The 20268-nt window shown below is 51.0% G+C and carries 20 protein-coding genes; 18 read left to right on the forward strand and 2 right to left on the reverse strand.

All coding sequences use genetic code 11. The features are described 5' to 3' along the window. Positions 1 to 253 precede the first annotated feature (253 nt). The 4 genes from K2F33_RS10970 (at position 254) to corA (ending at position 4395) form a co-directional block, all read left to right on the forward strand. Positions 254 to 1366: a DUF3048 domain-containing protein gene (locus K2F33_RS10970; protein ID WP_263881648.1), complete on the forward strand. Its 1113-nt coding sequence runs from the start codon at positions 254 to 256 to the stop codon at positions 1364 to 1366. A 229-nt stretch (positions 1367 to 1595) separates the two neighbouring features. Continuing rightward, complete coding sequence (locus K2F33_RS10975) at positions 1596 to 2210, forward strand: DUF47 domain-containing protein (RefSeq protein WP_076176785.1); 615 nt, start codon at positions 1596 to 1598, stop codon at positions 2208 to 2210. 16 nt (positions 2211 to 2226) lie between these two features. Then, positions 2227 to 3216 (forward strand): inorganic phosphate transporter, encoded by a 990-nt coding sequence (locus K2F33_RS10980; protein ID WP_076176784.1) that lies wholly within the window; start codon positions 2227 to 2229, stop codon positions 3214 to 3216. A 219-nt stretch (positions 3217 to 3435) separates the two neighbouring features. Beyond that, entirely contained in the window at positions 3436 to 4395 is a 960-nt protein-coding gene (gene corA / locus K2F33_RS10985) for a magnesium/cobalt transporter CorA (RefSeq protein WP_089548961.1), read from the forward strand. Positions 4396 to 4792: 397 nt separating this feature from the next. Here the strand turns inward: corA and K2F33_RS10990 are convergent, their stop codons facing one another. Further along, entirely contained in the window at positions 4793 to 5386 is a 594-nt protein-coding gene (locus tag K2F33_RS10990) for a hypothetical protein (protein ID WP_089548960.1), read from the reverse strand. Positions 5387 to 5623: 237 nt separating this feature from the next. Between K2F33_RS10990 and K2F33_RS10995 the strand changes: the two genes are divergently transcribed. From K2F33_RS10995 to K2F33_RS11055, 13 genes are all read left to right on the forward strand, one after another. Next, a complete protein-coding gene (locus tag K2F33_RS10995; protein WP_263881649.1) occupies positions 5624 to 5860 on the forward strand; it encodes a hypothetical protein in 237 nt (78 codons plus the stop codon). A gap of 686 nt (positions 5861 to 6546) precedes the next feature. Next, positions 6547 to 6837 (forward strand): YerC/YecD family TrpR-related protein, encoded by a 291-nt coding sequence (locus K2F33_RS11000; protein ID WP_076176780.1) that lies wholly within the window; start codon positions 6547 to 6549, stop codon positions 6835 to 6837. A 1-nt stretch (position 6838) separates the two neighbouring features. Further along, positions 6839 to 7618: a sirohydrochlorin chelatase gene (locus tag K2F33_RS11005; RefSeq protein ID WP_263881650.1), complete on the forward strand. Its 780-nt coding sequence runs from the start codon at positions 6839 to 6841 to the stop codon at positions 7616 to 7618. 48 nt (positions 7619 to 7666) lie between these two features. Then, a complete protein-coding gene (locus tag K2F33_RS11010) occupies positions 7667 to 8548 on the forward strand; it encodes a diacylglycerol kinase (RefSeq protein WP_076176778.1) in 882 nt (293 codons plus the stop codon). 466 nt (positions 8549 to 9014) lie between these two features. Then, positions 9015 to 10550, forward strand: coding sequence for a 23S rRNA (uracil(1939)-C(5))-methyltransferase RlmD (gene rlmD, locus K2F33_RS11015; protein ID WP_263881651.1), 1536 nt, complete (start codon positions 9015 to 9017; stop codon positions 10548 to 10550). 322 nt (positions 10551 to 10872) lie between these two features. Beyond that, entirely contained in the window at positions 10873 to 11451 is a 579-nt protein-coding gene (locus tag K2F33_RS11020; RefSeq protein WP_263881652.1) for a TetR/AcrR family transcriptional regulator, read from the forward strand. Between the two features lie 509 nt (positions 11452 to 11960). Continuing rightward, a complete protein-coding gene (locus tag K2F33_RS11025) occupies positions 11961 to 12479 on the forward strand; it encodes a hypothetical protein (RefSeq protein WP_263881653.1) in 519 nt (172 codons plus the stop codon). A gap of 100 nt (positions 12480 to 12579) precedes the next feature. Continuing rightward, the gene (locus tag K2F33_RS11030; protein WP_263881654.1) at positions 12580 to 13221 is read left to right on the forward strand and encodes a peroxiredoxin-like family protein; all 642 of its coding nucleotides are present in this window, start codon (positions 12580 to 12582) and stop codon (positions 13219 to 13221) included. Positions 13222 to 13959: 738 nt separating this feature from the next. Continuing rightward, complete coding sequence (locus tag K2F33_RS11035) at positions 13960 to 14943, forward strand: tRNA dihydrouridine synthase (RefSeq protein ID WP_263881655.1); 984 nt, start codon at positions 13960 to 13962, stop codon at positions 14941 to 14943. A gap of 153 nt (positions 14944 to 15096) precedes the next feature. Beyond that, entirely contained in the window at positions 15097 to 15372 is a 276-nt protein-coding gene (locus K2F33_RS11040) for a hypothetical protein (RefSeq protein ID WP_076177101.1), read from the forward strand. Positions 15373 to 15440: 68 nt separating this feature from the next. After that, positions 15441 to 16184 carry a nucleotidyltransferase domain-containing protein gene (locus K2F33_RS11045; RefSeq protein ID WP_263881656.1) on the forward strand — a complete coding sequence of 248 codons (744 nt, stop codon included), beginning with the start codon at positions 15441 to 15443 and terminating at the stop codon, positions 16182 to 16184. A gap of 102 nt (positions 16185 to 16286) precedes the next feature. Continuing rightward, complete coding sequence (locus tag K2F33_RS11050) at positions 16287 to 16820, forward strand: GNAT family N-acetyltransferase (protein WP_263881657.1); 534 nt, start codon at positions 16287 to 16289, stop codon at positions 16818 to 16820. Positions 16821 to 17003: 183 nt separating this feature from the next. Next, positions 17004 to 17600: a chloramphenicol phosphotransferase CPT family protein gene (locus K2F33_RS11055; protein ID WP_263881658.1), complete on the forward strand. Its 597-nt coding sequence runs from the start codon at positions 17004 to 17006 to the stop codon at positions 17598 to 17600. Positions 17601 to 17824: 224 nt separating this feature from the next. Here the strand turns inward: K2F33_RS11055 and K2F33_RS11060 are convergent, their stop codons facing one another. Next, positions 17825 to 19186, reverse strand: a complete 1362-nt coding sequence (locus tag K2F33_RS11060) for a DJ-1/PfpI family protein (RefSeq protein WP_212985474.1) — start codon at positions 19184 to 19186, stop codon at positions 17825 to 17827. Between the two features lie 353 nt (positions 19187 to 19539). Here K2F33_RS11060 and K2F33_RS11065 point away from each other — a divergent pair, with 353 nt between their 5' ends. Then, positions 19540 to 20205 carry a TetR/AcrR family transcriptional regulator gene (locus tag K2F33_RS11065; RefSeq protein ID WP_089548946.1) on the forward strand — a complete coding sequence of 222 codons (666 nt, stop codon included), beginning with the start codon at positions 19540 to 19542 and terminating at the stop codon, positions 20203 to 20205. The last annotated feature ends 63 nt before the right edge of the window (positions 20206 to 20268 follow it).

The following is a 20268-nucleotide window of genomic DNA, read 5'->3' on the forward strand; positions in this document are numbered from 1 at the left end:
ACCGTCTCGGAGTACAATCCCTCGCGTGTCTCTCAAGTTATGCCTGTAGTCCGCTGCAATGTGGTCCGTCAATCTGCTTGGGATCAGGATCAAACGCCCGCTAGTGCGAGTCCGTCGGCCCGCCAATCTGCCTGAAAACACAGACAGATGCCGCCCTTTTGTGATTAAATGGAAGAAAAGCATGTGTGGACGAGCCGCACAAAGACAGCAGGGGATGACCGGGAGTTTACGATGAAGGGATGAATCCAAGCGAATGAACGATACGTGGAGTACAGGCTGGAGGAGGCTGGCAGGCACGCTGCTGTGCCTGACGCTGAGCGGCGCGCTCTTGGCCGCCTGCACCGAGAAAGCGGCGGAAGCGCCGCAGCCGCCCGCCGCCGGGGAGCAGGAGCCGGCGCAGGACGAGCCGGCGCCCGAGGAGACCGCGCCGCCGGATGCGGCGGAGCAGGAGCCGGCGGCCTATACGGCGCCGCTGACGGGGCTGCCGGTGGAGCAGCCGGCAGACAAGAGGCCGCTGGCGGTGATGATCAACAACGCGCCGGCGGCACGGCCGCAGTCGGGCCTGAGCCAGGCCGACATCGTCTATGAAGTGCTGGCTGAGGGCGGGATCACGCGGCTGATCGGCATCTTCCAGAGCCGGGGCGCCGAGGAGACGATCGGGCCGATCCGCAGCATCCGCCCGTATCTGATCGATCTGGGCGAGAGCTACGGCGGCGTGCTGGTGCATGCCGGGGGCAGCAACGACGCCTACGCGATCATCCAGCGCCAGCACAAGGAGGACCTGGACGAGATCAGCAACGCCGGTCCGTACTTCTGGCGCGACAAGAGCCGCAAGGCGCCGCACAATCTGTATTCGAGCGCGGATAAGCTGCGCGAGGGAGCGGACAAGCGCGGATACGCGGAGCATGTGGAGCTGAAGTCGTATCCTTTTCACAATCCGGCGGACGACAGCGTTCCTGAGGGTGAGGACGCTGCGGGCGTCGACGTCACCTTTTTGCTCCAGAGCTATAAAGTTTCCTATAAATATGATACCGCCACCAAGCTCTATCAGCGCTTCATTAACGGCAAGCCGCATATCGACCTGAACAACAACGAGCAGCTGACCGCGGCGAACGTCATCGTGCTGGGAGCCGACCAGAAGGTGCTGGACGATGTGGGCCGGCTGGACATCGATGTATCTTCCGGCGGGAAGGCCGTGCTGCTGCAGCGGGGCAAGGTGCTGGAGGGCAAGTGGGTGCGCGCCAAAGGGGATGTCATCCGCTTTGTAAAAGACGGACAAGAGGTGCCGCTGTACCCGGGAACCACGTATTTTAACATCGTGCCGAATGCGCCATCTTTCGACAGCCATCTTCAGCTTCTCAAATGACGGAAAAATAGGGAAAGGATGGAGAATCCTTGCGGGAATTGTCACTCCACCGGATATTTTGGCAGGGAATGGGTAAGTTTAATATATAAATTCGGCAGCGAGTTTACATTGCATTAAAATTGAAAGCCGCTTATCTTTACAAACCGTAGGACGGATTGATAAGATAACAAGGGTTGTCATTCTCATGTTTTTGCGGTGTTTATGCAAACTTATGTAAAGGGGTTATCGTATGAGATTGAAGAAAAAGGACATATTTTTCCAAACCCTGGAGAATATGGCCGATACGATTGTGCAGGCTGCCGATTATTTCGCCCAGCATGTGGACAATCTGCAAGATGTGCTTGTTTTTGCCAACGAAATGAAGAGATTCGAGTCGCAATGTGACGATTACACGCACACGATTATTACAGAACTCAACAAGACATTCATTACGCCCATCGAACGTGACGACATCATGGACCTGACAACCACCATGGATGATGTGATGGACGGGCTGGAGGCCTGCGCTTCCCGTTTCGACATGTACCATCTCCCGGATCCGGATGAGTATATCGTGCAATTCGCGGAAATTCTCCGTCAGTCGGCTTATGAAATTCAGAAAGCGATCCACCTGCTGTCCCAGAAGAAGCTGCTGGCCATGCGTGAATATACGATCCGCCTGAACGACCTGGAGAACCAGGGCGACGAGCTGCTTCGCATTTGTATTAAAGAGCTGTTTGCGAAAGTGACCGATCCGATCGAGCTGATCAAGCGCAAGGAAATTTACGAACGCCTTGAGACGACCACCGACGCTTGCGAAGACGTGGCCAACATGCTGGAATCGATCATTATGAGCAACTCGTAAGGGGTTTTGGAGACACATGGAGACATCATTATTTGTACTTACCATAGTCATCATTCTGGCGCTGGCGTTTGACTTCATCAACGGTTTCCACGATACCGCGAACGCGATTGCCACGTCCGTATCGACACGGGCGCTGAAGCCGCGGACGGCGATCCTTCTGGCGGCGGTCATGAACTTTGTCGGCGCGATTATGTTTACGGGCGTCGCGAAGAAAATCGGCGGCAGTGTCACCGACCCCTCGACGCTGAATAACGGGCTCGAAGTCGTCATAGCCACGCTACTGGCGGCGATCATTTGGAACCTCGTCACCTGGTGGCTCGGCATTCCGTCCTCCTCGTCACACGCACTCATCGGTGCGCTGGCCGGAGCGGTGTACGTCGGAGCAGGCTCAAGCCATATCAAGTGGAGCGGCTTTACGGAAATTGTGGAAGGCTTGCTGTTATCCCCTCTGATTGCATTTGTAATCGGCTATATCGTCATGACGATTCTGAAGTGGATCTTTGCCAAACGCAGTCCGCATACGGTCAATAAAGGCTTCCGGTTTATGCAGATCATTACGGCGGCGCTGCAGTCGTTCACACACGGCACCAACGATGCGCAGAAGGCGATGGGGATCATCACCCTGGCGCTGGTGACATCGGGCCGGCTGGAGACGCTCGAAGTTCCGCTCTGGGTTAAAATCGCTGCGGCGACCTCCATGGCGCTCGGCACGTCCATCGGCGGCTGGAAAATCATCAAGACGATGGGGACGAAAATTTTCAAAATCGAGCCGATCAACGGCTTTGCGGCAGACTTCTCGTCCGCTTCCGTCATCTTCACGGCAACGCTCCTGCACCTGCCAGTCAGTACGACGCACGCAATTACGTCTGCGATCTTAGGCGTGGGCAGCGCGAAGCGTTTTTCCGAAGTAAAATGGTCGCTGGCCGGAAGAATCGTCATCACTTGGTTCATTACCATTCCGATTTCAGCGGTGCTGGCGGGCATTATCTTTAAAATCTTTTTCTAATCTTGGTTAATCTCATATATATAGATGTACACATTTGGAGTAGAGTGGGGGCCAATCGTCAAAGGGTTGGCTTTTTTGTTGCGCAAAAACATCACTGCGTGACTTCATTCGAACGGATGCTGTACAATACTAAGATAGATCAGAACATACATATAGAAGTGCTCCGCTTCTGCCGGAGCCGGAACATAAGCCGCTAGAGGGGAGTTTCGCTGAACGCCGATGATACGCACGCTTGCCATTACCCATACCCATGAGGTGCTGACGGGAATTTCGCTGGAAGAAGCCCGGATGGAGGACTATGCCTGGATGTGGGTGGATTTCAACGGTCCGACCGAAGAGGAATCCGCCCTTTTACATACGTATTTTCATTTTCACCCGCTGGCGGTCGAGGACTGCATGCATGTGCTGCAGCGGCCGAAGCTGGATATGTACGAGGATCTGCAGTTCTTCGTTCTGCACGCGCTCGATCCCGATACGCTCGGGGTGGATGAGGTGGACCTTTTCCTCGGGCACGACCTGCTCGTGTCCTTTCATCTCAAAGAGCTGCCGGTCGTCGACGACGCCTGGGAGCAGATCCTCCAGCATGCCCATGACCGCAAAATCTGGGCGCGCGGCCCGGTATCCTGCGCCTATACGATCATGGACCACCTGGTGGACCGCTATTTTCCGAGTTTGTACAAAATCGAGGATGAGCTGGCCGACCTGGAGAACCGCGGCGGCAAAGAGTCGGTCGAGGAGCTGATGAACCAGGTGTTCGACCTGCGCGGCCGGCTGCTGAAGCTGCGGCGGACGATCGTGCCGATGCGCGATCTGCTGTACCGGGTCGTCAACTCCCAGCATGTCCAGAACAACAGCGAGCACAAAGTGTATTTTGCCGATATTTACGACCATCTGCTCAAGCTGACCGACATGATCGAGGCCGACCGCGAAATGACCGCCGACCTGCGCGACAGCTACATCTCGCTCAACTCCAACCGGGCAAACGCGATCATGAAGACGCTGACGGTCATTACCGTCATCTTCATGCCGTTGACGCTTATCGCCGGCATCTATGGCATGAACTTCGTCAATATGCCCGAGCTTAACTGGAAGTACGGCTACCCCGCTGTTATGCTGCTCATGTTCGTGCTTGGGGCGGGCATGGTGCTGTGGTTCACGAAGCGCGGATGGTTCAAATAGGGAGGACTATCTGGGATTGCGTCAGGCCAAGAGTGTGGCAGGTAGAACGGGGGCAATCGGCCAAGAGCAGGATAAAGTAGAACGGGCGGCAGGACAAGAGAACGTATGGTAGAACGGAATGCGCCAGGCCAAGCACGGAAGTGGAGAGACTTCTGAGCCGGGACCTGGCGCTTGTATGTTCTTTGGGCATGATATGGTGGCGAAGAGGGATTCATCGTTATTCTTCCGGTAAAATGGGCGTCATGAGGGTATCGATACTGTGAATGATGAGTACGATAGGGCATCAGGTACGATAGGGCATGAGACACGATATGGCACCGGTTCATGACACCGGCTCATCGCACCAACGAAGGCTTCGTTCGACACTTAAACGGCAATGGTAGTGGATTTTTTGGCGTCAGCTGCGCTTCTTCTTGGATGTTTTTTTCGACGAGCTCTTCTTCGACGACGATTTTTTCTTGGAAGACGATTTCTTGGACTTCTTTCTCCGGCGCGGTCTGTACTCGCCATCATTGCTGCTGTTGGTTTTGCCTTTACCGAGACCCGCGAACAGTTTAAACATCGGGGCGATCTGCTGCATACCGGTCATCACCTTCTGGAATTTGCCGACGGAGTTCACAATGCCGTCGATGCCGCCCACCCGGTCGATCAGTCCCTTGAGATCGCCGAGCTGGGCGAGGGAGAAGCCGGTTTTGGCGGTTTCGGCTGCGGCCGCGACCGGTGCGGCGGCTGCGGCTGCTGCTGCCGCGGGAGCAGCAGAGGCGGCTGCGGATACTGGCGGGATGATCTCCGCCGTACCTGCCAACCCTTCAGGTCCGTAATAAGGCGCAAACCCGGGAGCGCCTCCGGGTAATCCGCCGGGTGCTCCAAAGTCCGGATAGCCTTGAATGCCGGGATACGGGGACGGTGGATATGGGGAGGCAAATTCGTTCAGCGAGCGGTGGTCAGCTTTGGGCTTTGCCTTTGACTTATGGTAGTAATGCTCAGGCATGATATCACTTTCCTTTTTGGAATGATTTACTATACTGTATGTGCTGGGCAAACATAATGTATGGACGTTAGCCCGGTAGACAGGGATAGGAGCGGAAACGGGCGGATGCCCAGCCGATGCGGAAGCAGCGGTTGAAACGGTCGGCAACGTTGGAATGCGGCTTATTTTTGCTTGACCCTGACACTAATGTCACGGTTTATAATGAGCTCATCCCAAACAGAAAAGGAAGATGCCGTGATGGATATTTCGTCCCAAGAAGAACACATGATTCAGGCGCTGCGTGAGGTGGCACTACCTCCACTATTTGTGCTCATCCGGATTCGGAACGATATTTTAAATGACACGGTCAATATCGAAGAAGGCCGGAGAAATGAGATCGTAAGCACGTTGGAACGATACATCGCCCCGCTCTGGGAGGATTATCATAAGGAGAAGAACGCACAAGCCGATGATGGAGCTTCGATTCCGGAATGAATGGACACACATAGAGAAGGAGCTTCGGGTCTGGAATGAATGGACACACATAGAGAAGGAGCTTCGGGTCTGGAATGAATGGGCACTACATAGAGAAGGAGCTTCGATTCCGGAATGAATGGGCACGACATAGAGAACGACCATCGAGTTCGGAATGAGTGGACACCAACATCAGAGCGACGCGCCATGCCGCCATATCGGGCGGTTTTTCTTTTGCACAAAAGCCGGCATTCAAGGATCCCAGACCTCTTACCCTACAAGATTCAGCGGAGGCCCAGTTGGTGCGTGGGGGAGGATCCGGGAGAAGGAATATCGCTAACTTGTGATCACAACCCGGAGTCCAATGCCGGGAATTGGAAATGATCCACCAAAACATGTACAAGCCCGTCTGGATGATGTATAATTTAAGCGCTTTCAAGTGGAAGGTGGTGTTCTATGCATTTTAACCGTGGAAGGGCATCGGGGACCGGGCGGCGGATCCATGTCGCTTTATTTGGCCTGCTGCCATGCAACTCTTCAGTGCGTGAATCCGTTAACGCTTGAAAAGTTCATACCGGCTCGGTACAATGGGAGTACATAGAGGACTATCATTTGAACACGGATTGACCGATATTAAATGTGGAAAGACCCTGTGACGGGAGCAAAATCCTGAATAGGCAATAGTTACAATAGGGGATGATATTTCAGTGCAGCTGAAGAAACTTAATGATAAAAGCATCGACCAACTATTTGAAGCCATTTTAACTCTTAAAGATGTAGAGGAATGCTACGTATTTTTCGACGATCTGTGTACCGTCAACGAAATCCAGTCTCTCTCCCAGCGTCTGGAAGTGGCGCGCATGCTCGGCAAGGGCAGCACGTACAATCAGATCGAGGCGGAGACGGGAGCCAGCACGGCCACCATTTCGCGGGTGAAGCGCTGTTTGAATTATGGCAACGAAGGGTATAAAATGACGTTAGAGCGTCTCGGGCGTTAATATGCGCAAACCGGGGGTACTTGTTATCAGTCACGGCTCCAGGGAATCCTCCTGGGTCCAACTGGTCGACGATGCCGTTGGACAGCTGCCGCTGCGGGGAGAACTCCCTGTGGCGGCTTCGTTCTTGGAGATCGTGGAAGGCCGCTTGATTCAGGACGGGATCGATGATCTGGAGCGTCAGGGCGTTACGGATATACTGGTGATTCCGCTGTTTGTCTCTTCGGGCAGCACCCATGTGAATGAAATCGCATATGCGCTCGGCGTCATTGATGCCCCGGCCATCGACACGGACCTGGAGCCATTTCGCATCCGGGCGAATATTCTGTACGGAGAGCCGATCGACAACGATCCGGACGTGGCCCGCATGGTGTGGGATAAAGTGAAGACGGAATCGAAGAACCCCGGCGAGGAGGTTCTTATTCTTGTTGGTCACGGCAGCAGCCACGACGGCTTCCGCCAGCGCTGGGAGGAAGGTCTCTCGCGCCTGGCGGAGAGCGCCCGGGCGATCGGCGGCCTGGCCGCGGCGGACTATGGCCTGCTTCGGCCCGACAGCGTGCGGGCGAAGGTGGAATACTGGCAGAAGGAACGCGGAATGCAGGTGATTGCAGCTCCGCTCTTTTTGAGTGACGGCTATTTCACCCGGACGGTGATTCCGCAGCGGCTGGACGGGTTAAATTACCGGTATTCAGGTGAAGCGCTGCTGCCGCACCCGCTGCTGACCCATTGGATGGAACGGCAGATCCGGAGCTGGCTTGCGCGTGATGCTGACGCGTCATTGTAAGGAACAGGCGCTTATTCGGAAATTATCAACTTATTAGGTGGCGTATGTATGAAAAGAGCACGTTTGATTTATAATCCCACCTCAGGCCGGGAGGAAATGCGCCGGCGTCTGCCGGACATTTTGCACCGGCTCGATCAGGGCGGCATCGAGGCTTCCTGCCATGCCACAATGGGCGAAGGGGACGCCACGAAGGCGGCCATCGACGCCGTGGAGCGGGGGTACGACATGATCATCGCCGCGGGCGGGGACGGCACGTTGTACGAGGTCGTCAACGGCATGGCGGAGAGGGATAACCTGCCGCCGCTCGGCGTGTTCCCGGTCGGAACGACAAACGATTTTGCGCGGGGGCTGGGCATTCCAAGGAACTGGGAAGACTACTGCGACCTGGTCATCCGGCAGCAGACCCGGCCAATCGACGTGGGCAAGGCGAATGACCGGTATTTCATCAACATCGCCGGGGGAGGCACGCTCACAGAGCTGACGTATGACGTGCCCAGCCGGCTGAAGACGATGATCGGCCAGCTCGCTTATTATATTAAAGGCGTGGAGAAGATGGTCAGCCTGTCTCCGCAGGAGCTGATCATCAATGCCGAGGGCCAGGAGACGATTCATGACGAGTTCATGATCTTCCTGATCACGAACACGAACTCCGTTGGCGGCTTCGAGAAGCTCGCGCCGGGCGCGCGGATCGACGACGGCCTGCTCGATGTGATCGCCCTCAAGAAATGCAACCTGGCCGAATTCGTGCGGCTGGTCAGCCTCGCGCTGCGCGGCGAGCATTTCAACGACAAGAAGGTCGTCTACTTCCGCACGAGGTCGATGGAAGTGACGTCCCCGGGCAAGGTGCTGCTGAACCTGGACGGGGAACTTGGCGGAACGCTGCCGGGGCAGTTTTCGGTGCTGCCGCAGCACTTGCGGATTTTTGCGTAAAGCTTGTTTTTGACATACTTCGATATAGACAACAGGGATAGGAACAGGATGGTTCGTCCGGCCGCAGGGAAGCTGAGCAGGCGGTGGATCATCGCAGGGGAGTTAAGGTGTCGGCATGCGGCTCATCCACCAGGGATGGGGGCAGGGCATCTTGACTTTTTTTGTGCGCTTTTCTGTTATAATGGGAAGGATGCGGGGAAGAAATGAAGCCAGAGGGTGTGGGGCTTATGACCCGCGGGATAAAGATGGATTAGTGTGTGGAGCAAGGAATGAGCAAGGATTAGTATGCGGAACATGGATGAATCATAGAGCAGTATATGCGGTACAAGGATAGTCATGGATCAGTTTGCAGAGCAAGTAACGGAATATCATTCCTCATATAACTTTGACGAATACAAGTGGACAAGCCGCCGTGCATCGGGGCTATCCCTTTCAAAATATACTCGAAAGAAGTGACTCAAGCAGCATGAACAAGCGACACAGCCGCCGGAATTCCGGCCGCCGCAGCACACCTGCAGCGATTGCCGGCCTGCCGGTAGCGAAAAACGATGAGGCCGTCATCGACATCATCGGCATGAACCATGACGGAGAAGGAGTAGGCCGCGCCGAAGGCTATACTCTGTTCGTCGCGGGCGCCCTTCCCGGCGAGAAGGTCCGCGTGAAGGTACTCAAGACGAAGAAGCAGTACGGCTACGCCAAGCTGCTCGACATCGTGCAGGCGAGCCACGACCGGATCGCGGCGCCCTGCCCGATCTATGACCAGTGCGGCGGCTGCCAGCTGCAGCACATGGACTACGCCGCCCAGCTCGCGTGGAAGCGCCAGCTGGTCGTGGACAACCTGGCGCGCATCGGCAAGCTGCAGGTGCTCGGCGAGCCCGAGCTGCGCGGGCCGCAGGCCGCCGATGGGGCGGAAGGCGCGGACGCTGCTGCGCCGGCGTCCGCTGCAGGAGCGGGCGGTGCAGCGCAGCAGGGCATCCAGGTTCATGCCACGCTGGGCATGAACGAGCCGTGGCGCTACCGCAACAAGGCCCAGGTGCCGATCGGCGTCACCGAAGGCGGCCTGGTGGGCGGCTTTTACGCCCGCGGCAGCCACCGCATCATCGACATGGAGACCTGCCTCATTCAGCACGAGCACAACGACGAGGTCGTTGCCCGTGTGAAGGCCATCGGGCGGAAGCTCGGCATCACCGCGTACGACGAAGAAACCGGCCAAGGCCTGCTTCGTCACGTTGTCGTGAAGGTGGCCTTCCGCACCGGTGAGATGATGATCGTTCTTGTTACGAACGGAGACAAGATACCGCATAAGGATGAATGGATCTCGGAGATCCGAGAGCAGCTGCCGTCGGTCGTCAGCATCTGCCAGAACGTCAACACGAAGCAGACGAATGTGATTTTCGGTGACGTGACTCGTGTCCTGTGGGGTAGTGAGGTCATTTATGATTATATCGGCGACGTGAAATTCGCCATCTCGGCGCGGTCGTTCTATCAGGTGAATCCTGCTCAGACCGAGGTGCTGTACGGAAAGACGGTCGAGTATGCGCAGCTTACCGGTAAGGAAACGGTCATCGATGCGTACTGCGGCATCGGGACGATTTCGCTGTTTCTGGCCCAGCATGCGGGCAAGGTGTACGGCGTCGAGATCGTGCCGGAAGCGATTGAGGATGCGCGCCGCAATGCGGAACTGAACGGGATGAGCAACGTCACGTTCGAGGTCGGAGCGTCCGAGGATGTCATTCCTGCCTGGAAGGAGCAGGGCATCGAAGCGGACGTCATCGTCGTCGACCCGCCGCGCAAGGGCTGCGATCCGAAGCTGCTGGAGACGATCCTGGAGATGAAGCCGGAGCGGGTGGTATATGTAAGCTGTAATCCATCCACACTGGCGCGGGATTTGCGGGTGCTGGAAGACGGCGGGTACAAGACGGTGGAAGTGACGCCGGTGGATATGTTCCCGCATACGGTGCACGTGGAGAGCGTGGCTTGGTTGGTGAAGGATAGTCTGTAAACAGCAATCAAAGTTCACCCAAAGCCTAAATAGTCTGCCTAAAGCATAAATAGTCTGCCTAAGAGCCGAAGAAATTCAGGTATTCACTCCTGCTTTTCCTCGGCTTTTTAACCCAATCGATATCCGCCGGGAGAACCCAGGGGCAAGGAATATTATTTTTAGGGAGCGGGACAGGATACATGCATACCGTTTCCACTCGACCCTGATCCCAGAACTCGCCAAAACCTTTGCCCCGCCTGCATATAGCCTACTGATGATTCCATCCAGCTTTGCCCCTATGCCATCATTTGACAAACTACCTACCAGAAGGTAGAATGACGATATGAACAATTTATCTAACACCTATGACGAAATCCTGGATTGTGCGCGTTCTCTGATCATCGCTGGCGGCTACAACGGCTTCAGTTATGCTGACATCGCTGATGTGGTTGGGATTCGCAAGGCGAGCATCCATCACCATTTCCCAAGTAAGGTCGATCTGGTCCGAACGCTGGTTGCGCGGTATCGGAAAGAAGCCGAAGAGGGGATGGCGAATCTCGAGCATCAGGTATCCGATCCGTTCGAACTGCTTCGGTTCTACACGGGTTATTGGGAAGCCTGCATCATGGACGACAGCGCTCCGTTTTGTGTCTGCGCGCTGTTGGCAAGCCAGCTCCCCGTTCTGCCCGAGGAAGTTGGCCTAGAGGTCCGGGCGCATTTCCGCTCCCTGTCGGCTTGGTTGACAGCTGTGCTGGAGCGCGGTGCACGGCAAGGGGAGCTTCAACTGATGGGTACTCCTCATGATGAGGCCGAAGCGTTCATGGCGACGGTTCACGGCGCGATGCTCTCGGCGCGGGCCTATGGCGATCCGAAAATATTCGGCGTCGTGACAAGCTCGCTCTTGGAGCGATTCTCTTCGTGATGAAAGCCGCGATGGCGATGGTTTGTAGTCATGATCTAGAAGAAAAGAGGTGAAACCTTTAGCTTTACCCATCTTGAGAGCAGGCTATGTTCTAATGAGGATCAGTCCGCTATATTACGAACGAGTCGCATCTCATCCGCCAATTGCAGATACGAGGCATGCCGTCTACATAACGTCAGTCTACAGTGAGAACGGCGTATTCTTGTCGCTGAATGATTGCTAAATGGCCCCTGCTGCCCGTCGATTGATCAGACATACCTCCAGAGCTGCTGAGTATGGGATATCGGTTGTGGCCGGTCCCGTCGAGTGGTCCGCGCGTGATGTTTTTTCACGACAGGCACGGGGGACGTTTAAAGCAGCCGGCGGAGTCTTGTCTTTTTAACCTACCTATTAGTAGGTAGTGGTTTACGACCAAATGAATTTTTGATCAGGAGTGCTGTCAGCCGCTAGTATCGGCTCGCGCCAAGACAAAACAAATCAACCTTGTCCTTATGGACTGGAAGGAGACAATGATGTTTGGAATTTCATCACTCGGCTGGGTGCATACACTCAGCAGCTTGCCCGCCATTCCGCTGGCTATCTATATGTTTGCTCGTTACGGACGGATTGTGCCCCGGTCAAAGCCCGGTATCGTCTACTTCATTTCGATGCTGATTGGCGCGATCACCGTATTCCCCATCGCACATCAGTCGGCTAGCTATGCCATTGGTACCGCAACGATCCTGCTGCTGCTCGCCGGATACGGCGTCGGGCGTATTTCGAGCATTGGGCGTGCGGGCAAATACCTCGAAACCATCTTCCTGAGCCTGACGGCGTTTCTGCTGATGCTGCCGACCATTACCGAAACCCTGACCCGTGTTCCTAACGGCCATCCCTTCGTCACCGATCTGAGTTCGCCCATTCTCCGCGGCGCTCAAGGCATTCTTTTCGTCATTCTTATTGTTGGCTTGACAGCCCAAATCATCCATTTGCGCAGGCAAGGCAAGCGCGCGGCATTCGCCTCACCAGCCGAGATTTCTGCGGAATGAAGCTTCATGAATTGAGATTTAGCCTGATAAATAACCAGCAAGTCTATCTAATTTATAGCCGCTTTTATGAGAAAGTTTTAATTAAAAAGGAGAGCGAAACATGTCATTAACTCAAGCTTTAGCGGAAACCAAACAGCAATTTATCGCGCATACCCCTATAGAGATTCAAACAGAGATGTTCCGTCAGATCCGGGAGCAGCAGGAATCCGGTATTCCTTACGGCCGGCAGGAGGGGGAAAAGGCCAAAGATTTTACACTCAAGAATGCTTTGGGAGAAACGGTGAATCTTTATGATGAACTGTCCAGAGGACCTGTTGTCCTCACTTTCTACCGGGGCGGATGGTGCCCTTTCTGCAACAGTCAGCTGAAGGCTTATCAGAAGCTACTGCCGGACATCGAAGCCCTTGGGGGCCAGTTGATCGCGGTCAGCCCGCAAAGCCCCGACAACACGCTTTCCCAGCAGGAGAAAGAAGAGCTGACCTTCCAAGTACTGAGCGACACCAACGGTCTCGTGGCTGCTTTCTATAACATCCTTTACGACGTTCCGGATTATATCCAGAACATGATGAAACAAATGGGCATGGACCTGGCGGAATACAATGCGACGAACCGTTGGATCCTGCCGATTCCTTCCACCTTTATGATCGACGAATCCGGCATCATCCGTTCTGCCTACGTGAATCCGGACTTTATGCAGCGGTTGGATCCGGAAAATATTTTGCAGGAATTGAGAAAGCTGTAAACCCTACGATAATAATTGCTATATCTGTGTTTCATAGGAGTGGCATGATTAAATGATTGGAATAAGGAACGAATTTCTCTGATTGGAGAGTTCGTTCCTTTTCTTATAATATCAGAAAGTATAAACTCCAGAGCCATGGCTTCCTGATATTGCAAGAAAAACTTCTTTTAAACGCGGTCTGTCTTCTTGGAAGGTACGTAGATAGAGTTTTTCTTATAATATCAGAAAGTATAAACTCCAGAGCCATGGCGGCTTCCTGATATTGCAAGAAAAACTTCCTTTAAACGCGGTCTGTCTTCTTGGAAGGTACGTCGATTGAGTTTTTCTTATAATATCAGAAAGTATAAACTCCAGAGCCGTGGCGGCTTCCTGATACTGCAAGAAAAACTTCCTTTAAACGCGGCCTGTCTTCTGGGAAGGTACATCGATAGAGTTTTTCTTATAATATCAGAAAGTATAAACTCCAGAGCCATGGCTTCCTGATATTGCAAGAAAAACTTTAAACGCGGTCTGTCTTCTGGGAAGGTACGTCGATAGAGTTTTTCTTATATCTGACAATATAAAAATTTCGGAGTAATTTGATATATAATATGGTCAGAAGGGTTGGAAGTCCAAGTGTACTTTGGTTTAATCATTAAGTTATGAAGCATGATATAAGTGGATAAGAAGTCAAATATGAGGCGTTATATTTTTGGATAACGGCTGAAGCTTTATTATTACGAGAGGATTGAGTTTGAAGTGAACGATAATTTTTGGCTTGATTTACCCCGGCCTTTTTTTATACTTGCACCAATGGAAGATGTGACGCATGTTGTTTTTCGTCATGTCGTGAGTAAAGCAGGAAGACCGGATGTGTTTTTTACCGAGTTTGCGAATACGGAGAGCTACTGTCATCCAGAAGGCAATCATAGTGTGCGCGGCCGTTTGCTATTTACCGAGGATGAACAACCGATGGTAGCACATATATGGGGCGATAAGCCGGAGTATTTTGAAAAGATGAGTATCGGGATGGCGAAGGCAGGATTTAAAGGGATCGATATCAATATGGGTTGTCCTGTTCCTAATGTAGCATCCAATGGGAAGGGAAGCGGATTAATTCTCCGCCCAGAGGTTGCCGCTGAAATCATCCAAGCCGCCAAAGCAGGAGGTTTGCCTGTAAGTGTAAAGACCAGACTTGGTTTTACCAGGGTGGATGAATGGCAGGACTGGCTGACCCATATTTTGAAGCAGGACATCGCTAATCTTTCGATTCATTTGCGTACACGAGAGGAAATGAGCCAAGTCGATGCGCATTGGGAGCTGATTCCTGAAATTAAGGCGCTTCGGGATCGTGTGGCGCCACATACGCTGCTCACCATTAATGGAGATATTCCTGACCGTCAAACGGGCCTGAAGCTGGCTGAGCAATATGGTGTGGACGGGATCATGATCGGGCGTGGCATTTTTAAAAATCCGTTTGCCTTTGAAAAAGAACCGAGGGAACATAGCAGCGCCGAATACCTTGATCTTTTAAGATTGCAGCTGGATCTTCATGATCAGTATTCCCAACAATTAGAGGCACGTCCATTCAAAGCTCTTCACCGCTTTTTCAAAATTTATGTCAAAGGGTTCAGAGGGGCAAGCGAACTTAGAAATCAATTGATGAGCACGGCGTCTACCGATGAAGTGCGTGCGCTTCTGGACGAATTTGCACAGGGTATGGATGAGGGTGCAGACAGTTAAATAAGGTATGCGAAGTACTCCGTCCCTTAGGGGATGGAGTTTTTTTGCGTTCTACGATAGACGAATTTAGTCTTATTCGATTGCGATTGTGTTGTACTGAAGGGCAGATTATGATAATTGTACGATAATCATGATCTCTATGGAGTGATGACTTTGAGATACACCGATTACATCCGTCTGAAAACAGGCAGGTACCAATCTGCAGGAAAGTTTGGCGGCGATATCTACGCATATGAGGTCTTAACGGGGATCGCCGACACCCCGGAGTACCACCAAATTTCCAAGGAGGAATTCGAATCGTTTGAAACTTGGAGCCAGGAGTACATTACGGACCTTAAAAAACTCTATGAAATCATTAACCGCCCTGTCATCTGCAGCGGTTACCTGGGAAGAGCGGAGCTGAATACTTCACTGCTTCGGGATATGTAGCCGCAGGAAGGGAGAAGAACTTGTATTCATAGTGACAACAAAAAGTATACAATCGTGAGGGTGTTCGTATGATTGATCAAATCAAACAGGTAGTATATGAAAATTGTAGTCAGCCCAATGTATTAGGTGTACTTTTAATGGGTTCGGTTTCAGCTGACGCCCATGACCAGCTCTCAGATGTCGATTTACTTGTCGTCTATCAACAGTCCGAGCCCGTGTTGCGTCTTCCCAACGCGGCTTGGACATGGGATGTATCCTACATAAGCGAAGAGGAGATTAAAGGGCTTCAAAAATGTTTGGATTGGCGAGCGAACGCTTTTTTAACTGCTCAAATCATCGTTGACCATACCACATGGCTGCCATCGGTTATTCATGAAATCTGTACACTATCTGATCAAGAATCTGAAAGACAAGTCACGGAATGGTTGGATGCCTATCTGAATGCTTTTTACCGATCTATGAAGGCAGTAAGAAGAACTAATGAACTTGGGGCTTTACTGCAGGCTTCTTCGTCTATCATGTGCTTAATCCATTGCTTGTTTAGTATGAATAAGCTTATTCCCCCTTATTTGGATAGAGTGGATATCTTACTCGATCGTTTGGAGCATCTTCCAATGCAGAAGACAGCTTTAAGTGAACGGTTTGCAGCGATATCCAAAACCGCTAACCCCAAGGATCAAATCATATTGTTTAGAGCTACCGAAAAATTGCTGAGATCTTCTGGGTTTAATCAAGTGTATGAGGCATGGGGAGACCAGCTGGAAAATGAAGTGAATTACTGGGAAGCTGAAGATCAGTCCGTTAGGAAGTAAATGATTGAGTGATATGAAATGAGCCTCTTTGCAGCGGACGGCATAAGAGGAATTTTTTTGGAATTGTGGAATATCACATAGCCACAGAAAGGGGTTATTAACGTGAGTATCACTTTTGAATCAATTAAACAGGAAGTTGAGGAGCTCGTACAGTTCCTAACATCAGATAGCTGGCCTTATCATGGAGTTGAGAACCCTGCTGAATCCGATATCAGAAAGGCTTATGAAAATGGCGCCTATCACAATGAGAATACTCGAACGTTCTGGATCATTGATCAAGGCGGCCATCAGAAAATCGGGCTGATCCGATTGTTTGACGTCTCAGATCCGATTGTTATGTTCGATCTGAGAATCCGAGGCGAGTATCGGGGCAAGGGTATTGGAAAGTCAGCTTTGAGTTGGATCGTCTCGCACGTGTTCTCTGAATACCCGGAAGCGATCCGCATTGAAGGACATACCCGAGTGGATAACGCGGCTATGCAAGCTCTGTTTGCTAAATCGTTGTTCGTGTTGGAAGCGTATCATCGTAAATCTTGGAGACAAGCCGGGCTATTGTTTGACTCCGTCGGTTACGCGGTGATTAGGGAAGACTGGGAGAACAATCAGGTTACACCTATTCCGTGGTCGATAAAATAATTGATGGAATCCAATATATTTCATTAGCTATTACGCTAACGGGAAACGTTATTTTCATTAACCTAAAGGCCAGGATCATTCAATTGTTTCTCGAATATTTTATCAGCTGGATAATTTATTGAACTTTGTGAAGATAACGTTTATCTGAAAGATACGCAAATCTTATAGGTAAGGGTGGTTCGTTTGGAGCAAGGACTTATTGTGTTGTTGAACGGAACTTCAAGTGCAGGAAAGACGAGTATTTCCATGGAACTGACCAACCAAAAAGAGATTCTTTTTCATCATTTATCCATTGATGATTTTTATCATAATTACAATGATTTTATTAATAATAAATTTCCAGATTTAAAACCTGTAAGAAAATTGGATGATGAAGGTATCGGACAAATCATATTTGATCCCATAATCTCCATGTACTACGCGACAATTAAATTGTTTTCCGAAATGGGACTGAATGTAATCGTCGATACCGTAATCGAAAATGATAAGTGGTTTAATGATTATCTTGATGCACTTTTTGATTATCCTACATTATTCGTAGGTGTCATATGTTCGAAAGAAGAACTCGCAAGAAGAGAACAAATCAGAGGAGATCGCAAGATTGGACTAGCAGCTTCCCAATTCGACAAAGTATATTCCTTTAATGAATATGACCTTGAAGTAAATACTGAAGAGTTGAGTCCGACAGAATGTGCCGAAAAAATATTAAATTTTATGAAGTCCGATCAGGATTTCTCTGCATTTAAGAAATTAAGTAAAAGAGAGGTCACTGTTTCATAGAAGGCGAATCCATCAGATAACAACATATTCAAGATGGGGGCTATTGCCCCTGTCTGGCGGGGGATTTGGAATAAACGATAGCTCAATCATTGAAGTCAGCCGGACAAAATAATAGGCTGTCGTCGTTAAGTTAACGGGCAAGGATAGTTTAATTAAAACAAATCTCTCTAACGCAAAAGAAGCATTCAGACCTGACGTCTTAAATGCTTCTTCTGCATCCCAATTTATGCGGAAAGTTTCTTTCTTCTTATGAAACGTCTGTCTGCTAAATAAAGAACGAACAGAGACACCATGCCGACACCGATCGGAATGCCGAACGCTTCATATGAAAAAGGAGCTCCTTCAAGTTTAAAGTGGCTCGTGGCACGGTACTCGAGCCGCTTAGCGGCGAATTTGGCCGTCCGGACATCTTCCTGCCTTGCCAGATCTTCAAACGCTGGTTCCATCGCGAACCGCCCGGGCGAATCGGTGTGCAGGTAAAGCTGTTCAGCCTTTCCACCGTTTTCGTTCCAGTTTCGTATATCGCCCGCAGCGACCGTCTTTACGTCCGGGCCTACGAAAATCATTCTGTCGAGTTTCGGAGCATCTGCAATTTGATATCGGGCGATGAGATTGAGACCATGCCGGGTCACGACCGGTTCGCGTTTACTTGATACCGTTATTGTTGTCGTCGTTCCAGAAGCTCCATAAGTGTCAAAAGCAGAGGATAACATGAGTTCGTCGGCACCGTCATACAGTAGGATCCCGTCTTTTTTCTTGCTCCATTGAAAGGCGTTGTTCAGAATATATACGACATCGCTCAATCCGGCTGTGAAAGGCTTCATTTGCGGATGTTGAACAAAATGGTAGGAAGGGTAATTCATATCCTTCGCCACTTTCTCAGCAGTCGGCTCACCCATTTGCTGGGAGATGACGTACAGGGTTGCATCGATCCCCGATGTCAACCCGGCAGACGAGACCAAATTGCTGTCAGCCACATAACGCTGGTCTCTCTTCCAAGTAACCTCGCTATATTTCTTTTCTAACCTGCCGATATCTCCCCAGTGCGTCGCTGCAGATTTTCCATCCAGCAGGCCGGTATCGGCCAAATTCTCGGCACCATTGCAGATGGACAGTAATGTCGTTTCTTTGCCCGAGTGCTTCCTTATCCAATCGCGGACAGGCTTGTATTTCGCTTCATCCAAAATCGGCATGAAAGGGATGACGATAATATCCGGACCTTTACTCGTCAATTGATCTAATTCATCAAAAGTATAATGGGGCACGATATCAAGACCGCCTGTCAACGATTTGACGTTTTTGTCGGGCGCAGCTGCAAACACATTGTATGAGCCTGTCATGGAGAACATTTCGTAAGGTACAAGGAAATCGAACACCTCGGTCACCTCATTCGCCAACATCACGGCTACTGTCGGCTTTTTCGAATCATAGGCAGGAGCTTGGACGCTTTGTAAAGAAGTAGGAACCGGCTTATCGTAAACCGACATAGACTCCTGCATCGTACGCATGTAACCGACCGCTCCGGTTCCTCCTACTACGAGAATCGTGACGCATGCATATACAACGAAACGCCATACTTTCTTCATTTTCTCTCTCCTTTAATCAGTAAGTAAATATTTGTTATTAACTTTCCCAATTAAAGGGTACTAAGAAAAGAAAAATTGAAAAACCATCCGAAGACGGTTATTTTCCCCGACTTAGGTCCAGGCAGAGTTTATATCCGGATAACGCATGTCGTTACATTACCATAATAGCTGACCGGGCCTTTTCTGAATATGACTCAAAAGGGCTATGCGACAACGCTACCGAAGCATGATGTTGGATCGAAAAAATAAAGTTGTAAATAAGTTATCAAATGATTTTTTTTTGGTGTTGACATTAAAAGGATGATCGGATATATTTGTTACATACCAACCGAATGTATGAAAAGAGGAGACGTATGGCAAGGAATAAATATCCTGAAGAAACAATCAACCAGATCTTAACCGTGGCTCTTAACCTATTCATTCAAAAGGGATACGAGCAGACTTCCGTTCAGGATATCATCAACGAGCTGGGCGGGCTGACAAAAGGGGCAATTTACCATCACTTCAAGTCGAAGGAGGAGATCCTGCAGGCTGTCACCGATCATTTGTTCCAAGGTGTTGATGATATGCTGTCCAGTGTCCGGGACGACAAGGAGCTGAACGGACGGGAAAAGCTTCGCAAGATTTCCCTCGTCTCTCTCGACAATCCCGCCCAAGACGAATTGGCATCGGTGGCACCGAACCTCTTGCGCAATCCGAAGATGCTGGCGGCACTGATCGAGAACATCATCGATAAAGCCGTACCCATCTATATCCAGCCCATTATCGAACAGGGTATGCGAGACGGATCGATCCAAACTGACTATCCTAGGGAGCTTAGCGAAGTGCTGATGGTACTCACCAACATTTGGCTAAACCCGGCGATCATTCCAGCTTCGCCCGAGGTAGTGTTGCGCAAGGTAAAGTTTTTCGATGAAATATTGAAAGGCCTGGGGCTTGACCTGTTCGATGAGCAAATGATTCAACGGTACGAGGAACTGTTGCGTATGTCAGCTAGAGAAGTCAGCAAAGAAAACTAAACTGCCGAGAGGCAGCTTATTTTTAAGCTTATTCATACCAACGGTTGGTATGAATAGGTGATC

Source organism: Paenibacillus sp. PSB04 (assembly GCF_025809195.1).
In the GTDB taxonomy this organism is placed as follows: domain Bacteria; phylum Bacillota; class Bacilli; order Paenibacillales; family Paenibacillaceae; genus Paenibacillus_AQ; species Paenibacillus_AQ favisporus.